Origin of the sequence: Maribacter sp. X9, from assembly GCF_048537565.1 — a bacterium.
Lineage (GTDB): Bacteria > Bacteroidota > Bacteroidia > Flavobacteriales > Flavobacteriaceae > Maribacter.
Window position 1 is genome coordinate 1,398,512 of sequence record NZ_CP183215.1, and the last position, 15,954, is coordinate 1,414,465.

Sequence of the window (15,954 nt, forward strand, 5' to 3'; positions counted from 1 at the left end):
TAGTTAGTAATGAGTACAGCGTGATTCGACTCTAATGACTTGCATTTATAATTTAATTACCGTCAACCGTCGACTACTTATGTTTGTCAAAAACCAATTTTCCATTTTTCCATACCATACAAGGTTTTAGATTGCCTTGGTTGTATAAAATGTCTTGATATTGGTCACTGTGAAAAGCAATGAAATCCGCCAATAATCCTTCGGCTATTTTCCCTCGGTCCTTAAGGTTCAAGGCTGCGGCAGCCCGAAATGTAATTCCCGAAAGAACTTCCGCATTGGTCAGCTTTTCAAAAGCACCCAGAATACTGGCTTGGGTGAGTAAATCGCCCATTGGGGCCGACCCGGGATTGTGGTCGCTTGCAATGGCCAGCGCTCCACCGGCATCCAATATTTTTCGGGCCGGGGTAAAACCGCAACCCAGTCCGATCGAGGCTCCAGGGAGCGCAATGGCTATGGTGTCGCTATGGGCCAACCGTTCAATATCCATTGGGGTACTGGCCTCTAGATGGTCTGCACTCACCGCCCCAAAGTCCACCGCTACGGCACTGCCGCCAGGCGTAAATTGATCGGCGTGAACGGTGATATCGAAGCCCATTTCCTTTGCCTTGGTGAAATAGGGGTGGATCTGTGCTGCGGAAAAGGCACTCTCTTCGATAAAGGCATCTATCCGGGGGGTCAATTGTTCCTTTTTAAGCCTCGGAAAAAGTCGGGTGCTTATTTCGTTGAGATATTCTGTCTCAGAACCCTCAAAATCCTTAGGTAACATATGGGCTGCCAAGCAGGTGGGAATCAAATCGGCCCATGCCTCGGTATTGGCGGTGTGGATGGCCCGTAACATTTTAAGTTCCTCCTCCACCGTTAATCCATAACCACTTTTGACTTCGATGGTAGTCGTACCATTTTTCAAATGCCGGTTGGCGAGTTTAAGGGTACTCTTCGCAAGTTCTTCTTGGGATGCTTTTCGGGTCTGGGTGACCGTGTCCCAAATACCGCCGCCTGCTTTTGCGATGTCCAGATAGGACTTGCCCGCGTTGCGTAGGGCATAATCCTTGGCCCGCGAACCGCCAAAACATATATGGGTATGGGCATCCACGAATCCGGGGACACACACATGGTTTCCCTTTAACGGGGTGTTTTCCGCTTCCGGAAATTGCGTTTTTAAGGCTTCAAAATCACCAACTTTCTTGATCAGTTCATCCTGAACGAGAATTCCTCCATTGCGAATGATCTGAATTTCCGTATCTGAAATAGGACCCTTTAAGCCGATTCCCGTCATGGGAATGATCTGTTTAAACGGACCTATTAATTTCATTTTTTCCATAGCATCAATAATTTTCAAATTCTTCGGAATATTTGGTATCCAGCGATATCCCGTTTTCCTGTTGTACCCGTTCGATCACCTTCATGATGGTTTGGTTTTGAATCATAATGATTCCCTTTTCAATATCATCGGCAAAAACGCGGTCTTTGTCCGCAAAAGCTACCTGTTCTCGAACAGCGGAGTGCACCTCATCCAAATAAATTCCAGATTTTAACGGTTTTCGATATTCAAAAGCTTGGGCGGCGGTGAGCAATTCAATGGCCAATATTTTTTCAACATTACCGATTACCTGCAACGCCTTCCTCCCTCCAATGGAACCCATGCTCACATGGTCCTCCTGCCCCAAAGACGTGGGAATGCTATCGGCACTCGATGGAAAACAGAGGCCCTTGTTCTCACTGGCCAAAGCGGCCGTCGTATACTGCAAGATCATGTAACCGGAATTGATACCGGTATTGTTCATCAATAATTTTGGTACACCGGGACTATTTCCTTCCAAGGATAAATAGATACGGCGATCGGAGATATTCCCAATTTCGGAGGCCGCCAGACAGGCATAATCCAGGGCCATGGCCAAAGGCTGACCGTGAAAATTACCACCACTGATGGTCAGTTCCTCATCAATAATCACGGGGTTGTCGGTAACCGAATTCAGTTCTACCTCCACCAATTCCTTCAAATGCAACCATGCAGTGCGTGAGGCTCCATGCACTTGTGGAATACAGCGAATGGAGTAGGGGTCCTGTACTTTTTCGCAATCAATATGGTCCTCCATGATCTCTGAACCCTTCAGTAGTTTTTTCACCCTTTTGGCCACGTGCATGTTCCCTTTAAAAGGACGTAAGGCATGAAGTTCATTAAAAAAAGGTTTTACGGAACCTTGAAGACCTTCGATCATCATGGCGCCAATGATATCGGCCTGCGCCAAGAGTCCGTGCATTTTGGCAACCACCATGACCCCATGTGCGGCGATAAACTGGGTACCGTTGATCAAGGCTAGCCCTTCTTTTGGACCAAGGTCGATGGGTTCCAAACCCGTTTTTTGGAATAATTTGGCCGTAGTCATGATTTCATTTTGATATTCGACTTTTCCCAAACCGAGAAGTGGTAGGAACAAGTGCGATAAGGGGGCCAGATCTCCCGATGCCCCAACGGAACCTTGGGATGGGACTACCGGAATGGCATCCTGTTCAATATGCCACAGGATTCGCTTTAAGGTGTTCAAGGCAATACCGGAATATCCCTTGGCCAAGGATTGTGCTTTTAGAATGAGCATCAGTTTGGCGATTTTACGGTCGATAGGTTGCCCAACACCTACACTATGGCTCTGCAGGATATTGCGCTGTAGGATATGGGTCTCCTCTTTGGAAATTTTGGTCGTACACAAGGGGCCAAAACCGGTATTGATACCGTACACCGGCTGTCCCTTTTCAACGATTTGTTTTACCACTTGCGAACTTTTATTGATTTTTTGCTCAGTAGCATCGGTCAAGGTCATTGCCAAAGTGCCCTCTGCCAATTGTATCGCTTTTCCGGAGGTGAGCCAATCTTCCCCTATTTTGAATACATCCTTTTGTGATTCCATCGTGTTGAAGTTATAGGAATTAAAATTAATACCTATTTTTGATAACCAATAATACCAATTCCATCAACAGACCATAACCATGAGTAATCAGCTTGAATTACGACATTTCACCTATTTTTTGGCGGTTGCAGAAGAGTTGCACTTTAGAAAGGCGGCAGAAAAACTCTTCATCTCCCAACCGGGATTAAGCCGACAAATCAAACAAATGGAGGAAATTTTGGAAACCCAACTTTTTGAACGGGATAAAAAGAAAGTCTCGCTAACCCCGGCCGGTCATTTCTTAAAAAAGGAAGTGAGTTATGTCTTGAATCATTTGACCAATGTGGAGCGACAACTCAAATTGCTAGGGGAGGGAAATCGTGGGGAATTGCGAATTGGGTTTTTAGGTTCTGCGATGCAGGAGGTGGTGCCCAATTTGTTGTTGAAGATACGGGATACCTATCCGGGCGTAAAAACCTCTTTGGAGGAACTATCGAATACGGCGCAAGTAGAGGCCGTTTTGAACGATAGTTTAGATATTGGCTTTGTAAGGTTGGCCAGGGTACCCAATACTTTGGAAATGAAACAAATTTATAAGGATACATTTTCTTTGGTTTTACCTGAGCGTTATCCTATTTTAACGAGGGAATTTGAGGGCATGCACCAATTTGCCGATGATGATTTCATTCTTTTTAGCCAGGATTATAGTCCGTTGTACTACGACACCATCATGAGTATTTGTCAGGATGCCGGGTTCAAACCCAAGATTTCGCATAAGTCCGTACACGCTCATACTATTTTTAAATTGGTGGAAAATCATTTGGGAATCGCAATTGTGCCCACGGCCTTACAGAACGGCTTTCAAATGCGGGTGAAGTTCATTGAGCTTAAGAACATTCCCCAACGGGCGGAACTTTCGGTCATTTGGAAAAAGGAACAGAAGAATCCGGTCTTAAAGAATTGTTTGGATTTATTGTTGGATGGCAAGTATTGAGATATTAGATTATAGAAGTTAGAAAAGAGACGATAGCAGCTATTGGGTAGGGTCAGAAATTGTAAAATGGATAAATACGAAATATGAGGTACAAGGTGAAAACTGAGTTAAATAGTAAAATACTTATAGCTAATGGCAAAGGCCAACAGCTTATTGTAGGAAAGTAAAAGAACGTATAAATACGAAGTGCGAAATACGAGGTAAAACTAAAAAATTGACAAATAACAAAGAAACTAACAGCTAACGGCTAACGGCCAGCGGCTAATAACCATAACATATGATATTCGATATAATTAAAAAGAGACGATCAATATTTCCGGTACAGTACAATGAGGAACCTATCGCAAAGGCCGATATTGAAAAAGTACTGGAAGCGGCCAATTGGGCCCCCAATCACAAAAAAACTGAACCATGGCGTTTTAAGGTCATCCAGGGAGAGGCAAAAACCAGGTTGGGATTGTTCCTATCCGGTAAATACGAGGAAGTTGACCCAAGGCCAAAGACCATGAAAATTAAAAACCTTCAGGAAAATCCAAAGCGCGCCGGTGCCATCATCGCCATTTGCATGCAGCGCGACCCGAAAGAATCTTTGCCAGAATGGGAAGAAGTGGCGGCGGTGGCTATGGCTGTTCAGAACATGTGGTTACTATGTACCGAAATGGGAATAGGATCCTATTGGTCTTCACCCGGACTCATAAAATACATGGATGAATTCTTCCATCTGAATGAAGGTGAAAAGTGCTTGGGCTTTTTATATATGGGAAATTTTGACGGAGATGTCCCCGATGCTGAAAGGAGGCCCATCGCCTCTAAAACAGAATGGATAAAGGAGTAAGCTTAGTCGAAAAATGGAAATAATACCGATTTATATTCCCAAGCCTTGGATATAAAAAGGCCCAAATAGACAATAGCGACCATGAACTTTAAGAATGTTCCGGTCAAGAATCCTAAAAATGAACCAAAAGCCGCTTTTGTAGCGGTTTTTTTATCGGCTTTATTCAATAACTCACCAACCAATGCGCCTATAAAAGGCCAGATGATAATTCCAAAGGGTCCAAAAATGGGGAAAATTAGGGCTACCACTAACCCCAAGGTTGTACCGATCACTCCGACACGGGTACCTCCAAATTTTTTAGTTCCCAAGGCGGGAATGATATAATCTAGCGCAACTGCAATTAATGCAATAGCCAAGGTAATCCCTAAAAATGTCCAATTTATGGGGATTGCACTAGTGGAATATAGGAGTAATAAACCTACCCAGCTTAAAGGCGGTCCTGGCAGAACGGGCAAAAAGCTTCCCAAAATGCCAATAAACATAAAAATAAATCCAATGACCAATAATAGGATATCCATGGTATGTCTTTTTAAGTAAGACAAATCTGGCCCTGAATTGTTACGAACAAAATGAAAATAAAACCTTTGTCTTTTCAATTTGGTAAGTATTTTTGAATTCTTAGGTTTATAGATTGTGAAGTGTACCAACGTATATACAAAAATTAGGCTGCTTAGATTGGTTGGCGGTTTACTTTGTTTGTTGTATTTAATGGGAACTTTTAATGCTTTGGTACTGGAGACATTACATGAAGTGTCACATATGCTGAGCTTTAAAGGTCATCATTATCATAGCTATGCCTTTGGCCACGAATTGTCCGATTATTCATCATTGGAAGGCATGGCGGGTCATTCTCATAAGGCTTTGCAAGAACTTAAGGAATTATTGGAGGCCAATAAACAGAAAGAAGAACAAAAAGATAGCAAAAACGAAAAATTTGATAAACATTTTTCTGATGTGTTTCAATTGGCGTTCGCTATTATGACTTTAGAAAAAAAACAAACCAATTGGAGCTATATAAAAGAATATGGTCATTGGTTTCCCAACGTGCATACACCTCCTCCCAAAGCGTAATTAAACATCAAAAGGGTATTACCTACGTTATCCGAGATTAACTTTTTCGGTAGATAGGCTATATCCTAAAAAGCAGAATTATTTACGTTAATCAAATTCAATTATAACGATATTATGAAATATATTATCGCGGTGATATCCATGTTTATTGTGGATACGGCTACCGCACAACACCTAAAGGGCATACTTATAAATGAATCCGGTTTGCCCTTGGAAGATGCTGGTGTATTCAATAAAACCAGTGGTCAGCACAGTCATACTGATGCTACGGGACACTTTGTATTGGAAAGAACTTCCGTACAGGATACAATCTATTTTTCCAGTTTAGGATATGCTACCCAAAACAGGATTATCAGTCAAACGGATATGAATAAATCTTTTACTGTCGTCCTTAAAGAAAGTTCCATTTCTTTAGATCAAGTGGTACTAACATCGCAAGTAGATGCGTTGAGTAAATTGGTAGATGTTGACGTTAAGGCCAATCCGGTAAAATCTTCCCAGGAAATTCTTAGAAAGGTGCCTGGCCTAATTCTAGGTCAGCATGCCGGAGGTGGAAAGGCGGAACAGATTTTCTTACGCGGTTTTGATGTGGATCATGGAACCGATGTGGCCATTAACGTGGAGGGTATGCCCGTGAATATGGTTTCCCATGCACATGGACAGGGCTATGCTGACCTTCATTTTGTAATCCCGGAAACCATAGAGAACATTAGGTTTGGAAAAGGTCCGTATTATGCGGAGCAGGGAAATTTTAATACGGCAGGTTATGTGGATCTTAGGTTGCGAAAGCGGCTGGACAAAAGCATGTTGTCTGCCGAAGTGGGCCAGTTTGGTACCCGTAGGTTTATGGGGATGCTGAACATATTGGAGAATCAAAATAACAATGCCTATTTGGCATCCGAGCTCTATTTGACGGATGGCCCTTTTGATTCGCCTCAGGATTTTAATAGGATCAATATCTTGGGAAGATACAACCATACCTTACCAGGGGAACAGGAATTGGTAGTAACGGCATCCCACTTTTCTAGCAAATGGGATGCATCAGGACAGGTACCGCAAAGAGCGGTAGACCTTGGGATAATCGGTCGCTTTGGTGCCATTGACGATACCGAGGGTGGACAGACCAGTAGAACCAACGTGGTCTTAAACCATACTAAAAATGTGGGTTCGGGTAAATCGTTGGAAACCATTGTCTTTGTATCCCGATATAATTTCAACCTTTTCTCAAACTTTACCTTTTTTCTTGAAGATCCGGTGAACGGAGACCAAATTGAGCAATATGAGGACCGATTAATGACTGGGGCGAAGACGGTTTTTAATAACAGTTCGACCAAATTGGGCAGCTTAACGTTTGATTACAATGCGGGTATAGGTTTTCGATATGATAATATAGATGACAACCAACTGTCTAGGACATTGAATAGGCAAAACATTTTAGAACGCTTGGCCTTTGGCAATGTAGATGAGGTTAATGGTTATGCTTTTGCGGGAGCTAGTGTAAAATCAGGTAAGTTTATCTTTGAACCGGCACTACGCCTAGATTATTTTAAGTTTGATTACTACAACAGGTTAAGCGAACTGTATGATAATCGCAGTGAAGAAAAAATGGCCATCAGCCCAAAGTTCAATACCATTTACAGCCCCACGCAGAACACACAGTTTTTTCTAAAGACAGGAATCGGTTTTCACTCGAACGATACCCGGGTGGTGGTAGCGAACAGGGGCCGGGAGATCCTGCCCGCGGCTTACGGTGTGGATCTGGGATCGATTTTTAAACCTCTTGATAAATTGGTGTTAAACGCCACCTTATGGAGCTTGTTTCTGGATCAGGAATTCGTATATGTGGGGGATGCGGCCATTGTAGAACCCAGTGGCAAGACAAGGAGAATGGGGGTAGAGGTCGGTGCCAGATACCAGCCTTTCGATTGGCTATATCTGTATTCAGATGCCAATTATACCCATGCCCGCAGTACGGAAGAACCCCATGGGGCCGATTATATTCCGCTGGCTCCTGACTTTACTATGGCAGGAGGTATCACCTTAGGAAAGACAGATGGTTTTTCAGGCAGTCTTAATTATAGATATATCGATGATAGGCCTGCCAATGAGGATAATTCTATTGTTGCTGAAGGATATTTTGTAACCGATGCCAATTTGAATTATGGTTTAAGGAATTGGACATTTGGCCTTATTGTGGAAAATTTGTTCGATACCGAGTGGAACGAAACCCAGTTCGCCACGGAAAGCCGTTTGCGAAATGAGACCATTCCTGTTGAGGAAATCCATTTTACGCCGGGTACGCCTTTCTATTTAAGAGGAAAGGTTACGGTTACTTTCTAATTCATAATCCGTCAGAATACTACCTGACGGATTAATTTTTGATTTTTTAAACTAAAAAATTAGTTTAAACTAAATATTTAGTTATATTAGTGGTGTGATTATAAATTCATACTCATGCCCTGAGCGGAGTCGAAGGGTCCTATAAAGTAGATTGTTGTTTTACAAAGACCAAAAAAATGTAATTATGAAACAGTTGACAAAAGCGGAAGAAGAGGTTATGCAGATTTTATGGCAATTGCAAAAGTGCAATGTGGCTGCTATCATTGATGAACTGCCGGAGCCCAAACCTGCCTATAATACCGTTTCTACCATAGTTCGGATTTTAGAGAGTAAAAGTTTTGTGGACCATGAACAGGAAGGAAGGGGACATCTTTATTTTCCCCTCGTCAAAAAATCGGACTACAGTAATCAGTCCATCAACAAATTGGTAGACAATTATTTTCAAGGCTCCTTTAAAAGTATGGTTTCCTTTTTCATGAAGGAAAATGACATGAGCTTGACCGAACTGGAATCGGTCCTCACGGAAATAAAAAAATCGGATCCATCCCCAGAAATTAAAAATAGTAGCGAAGACTAAAACCGCATCAGATGTTACAATATATTCTAGAATGCATTGCCTTTCAGCTCCTCTTCTTGGTCATCTATGATTTTTTCCTGAAGAGGGAGACCTTTTTCCAATGGAACCGGGCCTATCTTTTGGGAACCTATGCATTATCGCTGCTCTTACCCTGGATCAAAATTGAGGCGTTTAAAAATCGGCTACCACAACAATTGAAAGGTTATCCTGAATTTTGGTGGAATTTAAATAAACCCGAAACCGTGGTTGAAGTTACTAATGCTTCTGGGTTGGACTGGACTTGGCAAGAAATGCTACTGTACGGTGGAATGATACTAGCTACGCTAATTCTGGGCTATAAACTATGGCAATTGTACCAACTAAAACGAAATGGAGAGGTAATCAGGTATGCCGATTTTACCCAGATCGTTATCGCTAATAGTGCCCTTGCCTTCTCTTTTTTCAAATCCATTTTCATTGGTGATAAAGTGCTTGAACAAAAACATGATACCATCATCGCCCATGAATTGGTGCATATCAAACAACGACATACGTGGGACCTGTTGTTTTTTGAGCTGATGCGTATTCTAGGATGGTTCAATCCCTTGGTCTATGTCTACCAAAGTAGAACGGCAGAGTTACACGAATTTATTGCCGATGCCCAAGTGGCCAAAGAGCGCAAATCTGAACATTACCAACAGTTGTTATCGCAAGTTTTTCAAACGGAACATATTTCATTCATCAATCAATTTTTTACAAAATCATTAATCAAAAAACGAATCGTCATGTTACAAAAATCAAAATCAAAAAAGGTCTGGCAGTTAAAGTATTTACTCCTGGTTCCCATGGTTCTTGGGATGTTATTTTACACTTCCTGTGACTTGGAATCGAAAACGGAAGACGAACTTCTTAACAAATCGAGTTTAAAGACAACTACCGAAATCGCGTTTGCCAAGGTAGATGAAGTTCCTGTTTTTCCTGGATGTGAAGATGTAGAAGATAAAAGAATTTGTTTTAATAATATGATGCAACAGCACATTAGTAAGCACTTTTCTTATCCAAAGGAAGCTCAAACTGCTGGAATTGAAGGTAGGGTAAATGTCATGTTCAGGATTAACGAACAAGGTCATGTCGATGACTTAAAAATGAGAGGTTCCAATATTTTATTGGAGAATGAAGTTGAACGCATTATAAACAGGTTACCAAAAATGCAACCCGCTTTGCACAAGGGAAATGTAGTTGCCATTCCGTATTCTATTCCCGTAGTTTTTAAATTAGAAAGTAACGACTATCCAAGTGAAGAATCAAAAGCGATTAACCTGGCAGAGGATGTTCCATTTGGTTTGGTAGCTGAAGTTCCCGTCTTTCCGGGATGTGAAAGTGCTGCGGACAAGCGCGCTTGTTTTAATGATAAAATCCAATTGCATATTAGCAAAAACTTTAGTTACCCGATGGAAGCGCAAAAAGCTGGAATTCAGGGTAGGGTAAGTGTTATGTTTAAAATCGACTCCAATGGATTGGTACAAAATATTGAAAGTAAAGGGACGAATAAATTATTGACGGACGAAGTGGAACGTATTATTCAAAGATTACCTCAAATGAGTTCAGGAAAAAGTGAGGGTAAAAATGTTAATGTGGTGTATTCAATTCCAGTTGACTTTAAACTCAACTAAGTTATCCGAATTTCGAAATTTAAACCTATATGACCAAAACTATAGTTTTGGTCATATTTTTTTTAGTCCCTACGTTTGTTTAAAGAACTGCCTAAAAAATCGTAATTTCCCCTATAGAACAGGTGTGATGAAACGATTTTTACCCATTCTTTTACTAATAGGTCTAAGTTCTTGTTCGTTCTTTGAATCCAACGAAAAAAGGACCCAAGAACTTATTCACGAAGAATTGGGCCAGGTGGACTGGAATAGTGTCGATTCCTATCCATTTTTCTACTCCTGTGATGAATCGGCCACCAAAACCGAGCAAAAAACCTGTTTTGAAGAGACCCTGACGAGCCATTTTCAGGAAACCTTAAACGAGTTTGAATTCACCCTAACCGATAAGGAGAGCGAAACTGTAGCCGTTATTTTTGTCATCGATACCTTGGGAAGAATCGATGTGGTCAAAATTGAGAAGGATGCCTCGGTTTTGAAACAAATGCCAGAATTTGACGGGGTCATTACCCAAAGCTTAAAGAATCTTCCTAAACTTGCACCCGCTTTGAAAAGGGGAATTCCGGTGAACACCAAATATCGCATTCCCGTTCAATTAAATACAAACTAACCAATTTGGCGAACGAGAAAATTATATTGGGAATCGATCCCGGAACGACCATTATGGGTTTCGGACTCATCAAGGTAGTGGGCAAAAAGATGGAGTTCATTCAAATGAACGAGCTGCTACTCAAGAAGTACGACGATCCCTATATCAAACTGAAACTCATTTTTGAGCGGACCATAGAACTCATCGATACCTATCACCCCGATGAAATTGCCATTGAAGCCCCCTTTTTTGGGAAGAACGTACAATCCATGCTGAAATTAGGACGTGCCCAAGGGGTCGCCATGGCGGCCGGACTCTCCCGTCAAATCCCGATAACCGAGTACTTGCCCAAAAAAATTAAAATGGCCATTACCGGTAACGGAAACGCCAGTAAGGAGCAAGTGGCAAAAATGCTACAAAGTGTGCTTGGGCTAAAAACATTGCCTAAAAACCTGGACAGTACCGACGGATTGGCCGCTGCCGTTTGTCATTTTTATAATGAAGGAAGGGTTGAGGTCGGGAAAAGTTATACCGGTTGGGATGCTTTTGTGAAGCAGAACGAGAAACGTGTTAAGAAGTAGTTTTTAGTTGGCAGTAACAGTTTTCGGTAGGCAGCATTAATTAGGCAACATTAATATTGAATAATTTTTCAGTAAAGTGGCAGTAATTTAAAATCGACACCGGTACAGTAAAATAAAATAAATGCAATTTCAAGATTTAATAGCTTATAAAAAGTCTTTTGCTTTAGAGATGAAGATCTTTAACATCTCAAAGTCGTTTCCTAAAGAAGAAAAGTATTCATTGACGGATCAGATTAGACGCTCTTCAAGAAGCGTTAGTGCCAATATTGCGGAAGCTTATCGTAAGCGAAAATACCCTAGAAATTTCATCAGTAAATTGACCGATAGCGACGCGGAAAATTCAGAAACCCAAACCTGGTTAGAATTTGCGTTTGAGTGTAAATACATTGAAAAAGCCCATTTTGATGAATTCCATTAAAGAAAGTGAGGAAGTTGGTAAACTGATAAACTATATGATGAATAATCCTGTAAAGTTTGGTTGTGATCAAAACTGAAAACTGCAACTGTTAACTGAATACTGAATATTGAAATTATGTCAGGAATCTACATCCACATCCCCTTTTGTAAACAGGCCTGTCACTACTGTGATTTTCATTTTTCCACTTCCTTGGGAAAGAAGGAGGCGATGTTGTATGCATTGGGTAAGGAGTTGGAACTGCGAAAAGAGGAGTTTGCCGGGGAGACGGTGGCCACGATTTACTTTGGCGGGGGAACACCATCGGTTTTGGAGACTGAGGAAATCGAGCTATTAGTGGCGAAAGTGTACGATTTTTACAAGGTCGTGGAACATCCGGAGATTACGCTAGAAGCCAATCCTGATGATTTATCGGAAGAAAAGATACTGCAATTGGCGGCTAGTCCCATAAACCGATTGAGTATTGGGGTGCAATCATTCTTTGAGGAAGATTTAACGCTGATGAACCGGGCGCACAATGCAGCGGAAGCCAAGCAGTGCCTGAAATTGGCGAAACAACATTTTGATAATATTTCCATCGACCTTATTTATGGCATGCCCAATATGTCTTTGGAACGATGGCAAACAAATGTGGATACCGCTATTTCGTATGCGATTCCCCATATATCGAGCTATGCCCTAACGGTAGAGCCTAAAACAGCCTTGGCCAATTTCGTGAAGAAGGGATTGATAACTCCCGCTTCGGATGAGGAAGCGCAGGAACATTTCGATTTTTTGAACACAAGACTTCAAACCTCGGGCTACGAATGTTACGAGATATCCAACTTTGCGAAACCGGGATTTCAATCCAAGAATAATTCGGCCTATTGGCAACAGAAAAAGTATTTGGGGATAGGTCCGTCCGCACATTCCTTCGACGGTCATCGCAGGGGCTGGAATATCAATAACAATCCCAAATACATAAAAGCGATCGGGCAGGGTGTTCTACCCATGGAGGTGGAGGAATTGTCCACCACCGATAAATACAATGAATACATTATGACCGGTCTACGGACCGTTTGGGGTGTTTCCTTGAATAGGATTACCTCAGAATTTGGCGAAAAGTATACCGAATATGCACTACTGCAAGCTGATAAATACATCACGCAACATTTACTGTTTTTGGATGGAAATACCTTAAGAACCACCAAAAAAGGGTTGTTTCTGGCAGACGGAATCGCATCGGACCTTTTCTTGGTAAATTTGAAATAGGTCGTTTCATTTCAGGTGCATTTTAAAAAGTCGTAATTTTCTGCTTTAGATATAGCTAAATATATAATTGGTTTTGGCGAGGCATTCGTTCACATTAATTGCAAAATGAAAACAACCATCCATCATAAAAACAATTCGTACGAAATAGACCTTGCCAAACCCTTGGACATTTCCATTCCGATAAAAGGTGGGCATGAAAACGTAAATGCCTGGTATGTGGAACATCCTCGAATGGAACCGCATACCGATGGTGATTTTGTGGGAAGTATAGCTTCAGGTGCCTCTACCAATTTTTATGATATCTGGTTCAATCCGCATGCCCATGGTACCCATACGGAATGTGTGGGGCATATTTCCAAGGAGCACCAATCCATTAACCAGAATCTGGGCCGATTTTTCTTTTTGGCGGAAGTCATCACCGTGACCCCCGAAGAAAACGGAGACGATTTGGTCATCACCAAAAAGCAACTTCAACACCTAATCAGAGAGGAACACCCGGAAGCATTGGTCATCCGTACCTTACCGAATTCAGTAACCAAGTTGACGCAACACTATTCCCATAGCAATCCGGCCTATATTTTGGAGTCTGCTATCGAATATATCAGGGATTTGGGAGTGGAACATCTATTAATCGACTTACCTTCGGTAGATAAAGAAAAGGACAATGGGGAATTGTTGGCGCACAAGGCATTTTGGAACTTTCATGGGGCAGTTCGGTTAGGAGCTACCATTACCGAATTTATTTATGTGCCTGAGGCTATTGCCGATGGCAGCTACTTTTTAAATCTACAAGTAGCAGCTTTTGAAAACGACGCTAGTCCAAGTAGGCCTGTACTTTATAAAATAAACGGATTATGAAAAATGTATTGAAACTGGAAGAAGTGGCCTTGATGGCCTTAGGTATTTTCATGTTCGGACTGTTAGGGTATCAATGGTGGTTATTACCTGCCTTGATTTTGGTGCCTGATATTTCTATGGTAGGATATCTTGCCGGACCTAAAATTGGTGCTTATTGCTACAATTTGGCCCATCATCGGGGCGTCGCGATACTATTGTATTTTGTAGGTATCCATATGATGTGGCCGGTTGTTCAATTAATAGGTACGATTCTTTTTATACATACGGCAATGGACCGTATCTTTGGGTACGGATTGAAATATGAAAAAGGATTCAAGTTTACCCATTTGGGTGAAATAGGAAATACGAATGGATAATATATTCGATACGGTTCTTGGGTTGGTTTTAGGTGCTATTGGCATGTATTGGCTCTTCAATTTCTTTAAAGGGAAAAAGACCAAGGAAGTTACTACGCATCAATCGACCATACTTTTGGAGAAAATGCGAAGTGTTTGTAAACTTATTTCCGTCGAAGGGGAGTTTGCTGAAATTTACAAATATGAGAATGTAAAGGATTTTATGAGCTTGGTCAGCAGTAAGAAAAAAGCACTGGTAGTCATTAAGGCGAAGGCGCATATTGGTTATGATCTTAGCAAGTTGCTCATTCATGCCGATGAGGACAAAAAGCAGATCGTTCTTGATAATTTTCCGCAACCAGAAGTATTGAGCATAGAACCTGAATTGGAATTCTACGATATTAAAAGTGGATTTTTCAACTTTTTCGTCCCCGAGGATCTAACCCGGTTAAACCTTGAGGCCAAAAAACATATTCTGGAGAAAATTCCGGAAAGCGGATTGATGGATACTGCCCGAAAGGAAGCTTTACAGACAGTGCTGATCATGGAGAAAATAGTGGAAACTATTGGGTGGAAATTAGATTACACGGCCCTTCAAATTTCACAGAAACAAATAGATGTAATCGAGAAAAACTAATAACCTATATTTTTTAAAAATGAAGAGCATAATTTGTATTCTTGCAGTAGTACTAATGACCAGTAGTGTTTTCGGTCAAAAAAAAACAGAAATGAAAGAATTTGATTCCAATTTTTCGCACACCGTATTTTTCTGGTTGAAGAATCCGGATAACGCCTCGGATCGTGCCGCATTTGAAACTTCATTAAAGAAGTTTTTAGATAACTCGGGTTACGCCAAGACCAAGTTTATTGGAACTCCCCCGAAGGCAAGTAGAGATGTTGTAGATGGTTCTTTTACCTATTCGTTGATCCTATCTTTTGATTCTGCCGAATCACAGCAAGCCTATCAAGATGAAGCGCCCCATAAACTCTTTATCGCAGAATCTGAGGACCTTTGGAAAAAGGTAATTGTCTATGATTCCACCGGTATCTAGAACAGTATGGTCTTCTATCGTGAAGCCACTATAAGGGATGCGGAATCTATTGCCCAATTGCACGCCCTAAGCTGGCAGCTGAACTATAGGGAAGCGTTCAGTGCCCATTTTTTGGATAAGGAAGTGCTGTATGACCGGAGGACCGTATGGAAAGAACGCTTTGAACATCCAAAGGAACATCAGTATATCCTGATTGCCGAAGAAAATGGAAACCTACTGGGGTTCCTTTGTGCCTATTTTGAGGAAAACCCTGATTATGGCACCTATTTGGATAATTTACATGTAAGCCCTGGTGCAAAGGGTAAAGGAATTGGTACGCGGTTGATGTCCAATTTAGCGGAAATCCTTCTTGAAAAAAACCATCGGAACGGATTCTACCTCTGGGTTTTGGATACCAATTATTCAGCTATAGCTTTTTACGACAGAATAGGAGGAAAACGTATGGAAAGTATGGAAGCCAATGATATCGGTGACCAGGTTTTTTCTAAAACACGCTATGTTTGGAAGGATATGGAGGCTTTTTTG

Annotated in this window: 16 protein-coding genes and 2 pseudogenes; 15 read left to right on the forward strand and 3 right to left on the reverse strand. The window is 41.5% G+C overall.

Annotation, left to right across the window (positions count from 1 at the left end):
• Positions 1-73: 73 nt before the first annotated feature.
• Together hutI and hutH are read right to left on the reverse strand one after the other, a co-directional pair.
• Entirely contained in the window at positions 74-1,321 is a 1,248-nt protein-coding gene (hutI, locus tag ACNR9Q_RS05860) for an imidazolonepropionase (protein WP_419213681.1), read from the reverse strand.
• 4 nt (positions 1,322-1,325) lie between these two features.
• Entirely contained in the window at positions 1,326-2,906 is a 1,581-nt protein-coding gene (hutH, locus tag ACNR9Q_RS05865) for a histidine ammonia-lyase (RefSeq protein ID WP_419213682.1), read from the reverse strand.
• Positions 2,907-2,985: 79 nt separating this feature from the next.
• Here hutH and ACNR9Q_RS05870 point away from each other — a divergent pair, with 79 nt between their 5' ends.
• Together ACNR9Q_RS05870 and ACNR9Q_RS05875 are read left to right on the forward strand one after the other, a co-directional pair.
• Positions 2,986-3,879 (forward strand): LysR family transcriptional regulator, encoded by an 894-nt coding sequence (locus tag ACNR9Q_RS05870; RefSeq protein ID WP_419213683.1) that lies wholly within the window; start codon positions 2,986-2,988, stop codon positions 3,877-3,879.
• A 277-nt stretch (positions 3,880-4,156) separates the two neighbouring features.
• Positions 4,157-4,714, forward strand: a complete 558-nt coding sequence (locus tag ACNR9Q_RS05875; RefSeq protein WP_419213684.1) for a nitroreductase family protein — start codon at positions 4,157-4,159, stop codon at positions 4,712-4,714.
• 2 nt (positions 4,715-4,716) lie between these two features.
• On the opposite strand, the gene ACNR9Q_RS05880 is transcribed toward ACNR9Q_RS05875, so the two are convergent.
• A complete protein-coding gene (locus ACNR9Q_RS05880; protein ID WP_419213685.1) occupies positions 4,717-5,232 on the reverse strand; it encodes a DUF456 domain-containing protein in 516 nt (171 codons plus the stop codon).
• 190 nt (positions 5,233-5,422) lie between these two features.
• Between ACNR9Q_RS05880 and ACNR9Q_RS05885 the strand changes: the two genes are divergently transcribed.
• The 13 genes and pseudogenes from ACNR9Q_RS05885 to ACNR9Q_RS05945 form a co-directional block, all read left to right on the forward strand.
• Entirely contained in the window at positions 5,423-5,785 is a 363-nt protein-coding gene (locus ACNR9Q_RS05885; RefSeq protein ID WP_419213686.1) for a hypothetical protein, read from the forward strand.
• Between the two features lie 114 nt (positions 5,786-5,899).
• Entirely contained in the window at positions 5,900-8,125 is a 2,226-nt protein-coding gene (locus tag ACNR9Q_RS05890; RefSeq protein ID WP_419213687.1) for a TonB-dependent receptor, read from the forward strand.
• A gap of 184 nt (positions 8,126-8,309) precedes the next feature.
• Positions 8,310-8,702 carry a BlaI/MecI/CopY family transcriptional regulator gene (locus ACNR9Q_RS05895; protein ID WP_419213688.1) on the forward strand — a complete coding sequence of 131 codons (393 nt, stop codon included), beginning with the start codon at positions 8,310-8,312 and terminating at the stop codon, positions 8,700-8,702.
• Between the two features lie 11 nt (positions 8,703-8,713).
• On the forward strand, positions 8,714-10,354 hold the full coding sequence (locus ACNR9Q_RS05900) for a TonB family protein (protein ID WP_419213689.1): 1,641 nt from the start codon (positions 8,714-8,716) through the stop codon (positions 10,352-10,354).
• A 127-nt stretch (positions 10,355-10,481) separates the two neighbouring features.
• A complete protein-coding gene (locus ACNR9Q_RS05905) occupies positions 10,482-10,958 on the forward strand; it encodes a hypothetical protein (RefSeq protein WP_419213690.1) in 477 nt (158 codons plus the stop codon).
• 5 nt (positions 10,959-10,963) lie between these two features.
• Positions 10,964-11,518 (forward strand): crossover junction endodeoxyribonuclease RuvC, encoded by a 555-nt coding sequence (ruvC, locus tag ACNR9Q_RS05910; RefSeq protein ID WP_419213691.1) that lies wholly within the window; start codon positions 10,964-10,966, stop codon positions 11,516-11,518.
• A gap of 121 nt (positions 11,519-11,639) precedes the next feature.
• Positions 11,640-12,012: pseudogene (locus ACNR9Q_RS05915) on the forward strand (four helix bundle protein).
• Positions 12,013-12,050: 38 nt separating this feature from the next.
• Positions 12,051-13,184 (forward strand): radical SAM family heme chaperone HemW, encoded by a 1,134-nt coding sequence (hemW, locus tag ACNR9Q_RS05920; protein ID WP_419213692.1) that lies wholly within the window; start codon positions 12,051-12,053, stop codon positions 13,182-13,184.
• 105 nt (positions 13,185-13,289) lie between these two features.
• Entirely contained in the window at positions 13,290-14,042 is a 753-nt protein-coding gene (locus tag ACNR9Q_RS05925) for a cyclase family protein (RefSeq protein ID WP_419213693.1), read from the forward strand.
• On the forward strand, positions 14,039-14,398 hold the full coding sequence (locus ACNR9Q_RS05930; RefSeq protein WP_419213694.1) for a DUF4260 domain-containing protein: 360 nt from the start codon (positions 14,039-14,041) through the stop codon (positions 14,396-14,398). The genes ACNR9Q_RS05925 and ACNR9Q_RS05930 overlap by 4 nt, the downstream gene beginning before the upstream one ends.
• A complete protein-coding gene (locus ACNR9Q_RS05935; RefSeq protein WP_419213695.1) occupies positions 14,391-15,014 on the forward strand; it encodes a DUF4230 domain-containing protein in 624 nt (207 codons plus the stop codon). The genes ACNR9Q_RS05930 and ACNR9Q_RS05935 overlap by 8 nt, the downstream gene beginning before the upstream one ends.
• 55 nt (positions 15,015-15,069) lie before the next feature.
• Entirely contained in the window at positions 15,070-15,429 is a 360-nt protein-coding gene (locus ACNR9Q_RS05940) for a Dabb family protein (protein ID WP_419214247.1), read from the forward strand.
• 6 nt (positions 15,430-15,435) lie between these two features.
• Positions 15,436-15,870 (forward strand): annotated as a pseudogene (locus ACNR9Q_RS05945) (N-acetyltransferase family protein); the annotation flags it as partial.
• Positions 15,871-15,954: the final 84 nt, after the last annotated feature.

Excerpts from the sequence above, each read along its gene's own strand:
- hutI (WP_419213681.1), bottom strand. The coding sequence starts at position 1,321 with ATGGAAAAAATGAAATTAATAGGTCCGTTTAAACAGATCATTCCCATG.
- hutH (WP_419213682.1), bottom strand. The coding sequence starts at position 2,906 with ATGGAATCACAAAAGGATGTATTCAAAATAGGGGAAGATTGGCTCACC.
- ACNR9Q_RS05870 (WP_419213683.1), top strand. The coding sequence starts at position 2,986 with ATGAGTAATCAGCTTGAATTACGACATTTCACCTATTTTTTGGCGGTT.
- ACNR9Q_RS05875 (WP_419213684.1), top strand. The coding sequence starts at position 4,157 with ATGATATTCGATATAATTAAAAAGAGACGATCAATATTTCCGGTACAG.
- ACNR9Q_RS05880 (WP_419213685.1), bottom strand. The coding sequence starts at position 5,232 with ATGGATATCCTATTATTGGTCATTGGATTTATTTTTATGTTTATTGGC.
- ACNR9Q_RS05885 (WP_419213686.1), top strand. The coding sequence starts at position 5,423 with ATGGGAACTTTTAATGCTTTGGTACTGGAGACATTACATGAAGTGTCA.
- ACNR9Q_RS05890 (WP_419213687.1), top strand. The coding sequence starts at position 5,900 with ATGAAATATATTATCGCGGTGATATCCATGTTTATTGTGGATACGGCT.
- ACNR9Q_RS05895 (WP_419213688.1), top strand. The coding sequence starts at position 8,310 with ATGAAACAGTTGACAAAAGCGGAAGAAGAGGTTATGCAGATTTTATGG.
- ACNR9Q_RS05900 (WP_419213689.1), top strand. The coding sequence starts at position 8,714 with ATGTTACAATATATTCTAGAATGCATTGCCTTTCAGCTCCTCTTCTTG.
- ACNR9Q_RS05905 (WP_419213690.1), top strand. The coding sequence starts at position 10,482 with ATGAAACGATTTTTACCCATTCTTTTACTAATAGGTCTAAGTTCTTGT.
- hemW (WP_419213692.1), top strand. The coding sequence starts at position 12,051 with ATGTCAGGAATCTACATCCACATCCCCTTTTGTAAACAGGCCTGTCAC.
- ACNR9Q_RS05925 (WP_419213693.1), top strand. The coding sequence starts at position 13,290 with ATGAAAACAACCATCCATCATAAAAACAATTCGTACGAAATAGACCTT.
- ACNR9Q_RS05930 (WP_419213694.1), top strand. The coding sequence starts at position 14,039 with ATGAAAAATGTATTGAAACTGGAAGAAGTGGCCTTGATGGCCTTAGGT.
- ACNR9Q_RS05935 (WP_419213695.1), top strand. The coding sequence starts at position 14,391 with ATGGATAATATATTCGATACGGTTCTTGGGTTGGTTTTAGGTGCTATT.
- ACNR9Q_RS05940 (WP_419214247.1), top strand. The coding sequence starts at position 15,070 with ATGACCAGTAGTGTTTTCGGTCAAAAAAAAACAGAAATGAAAGAATTT.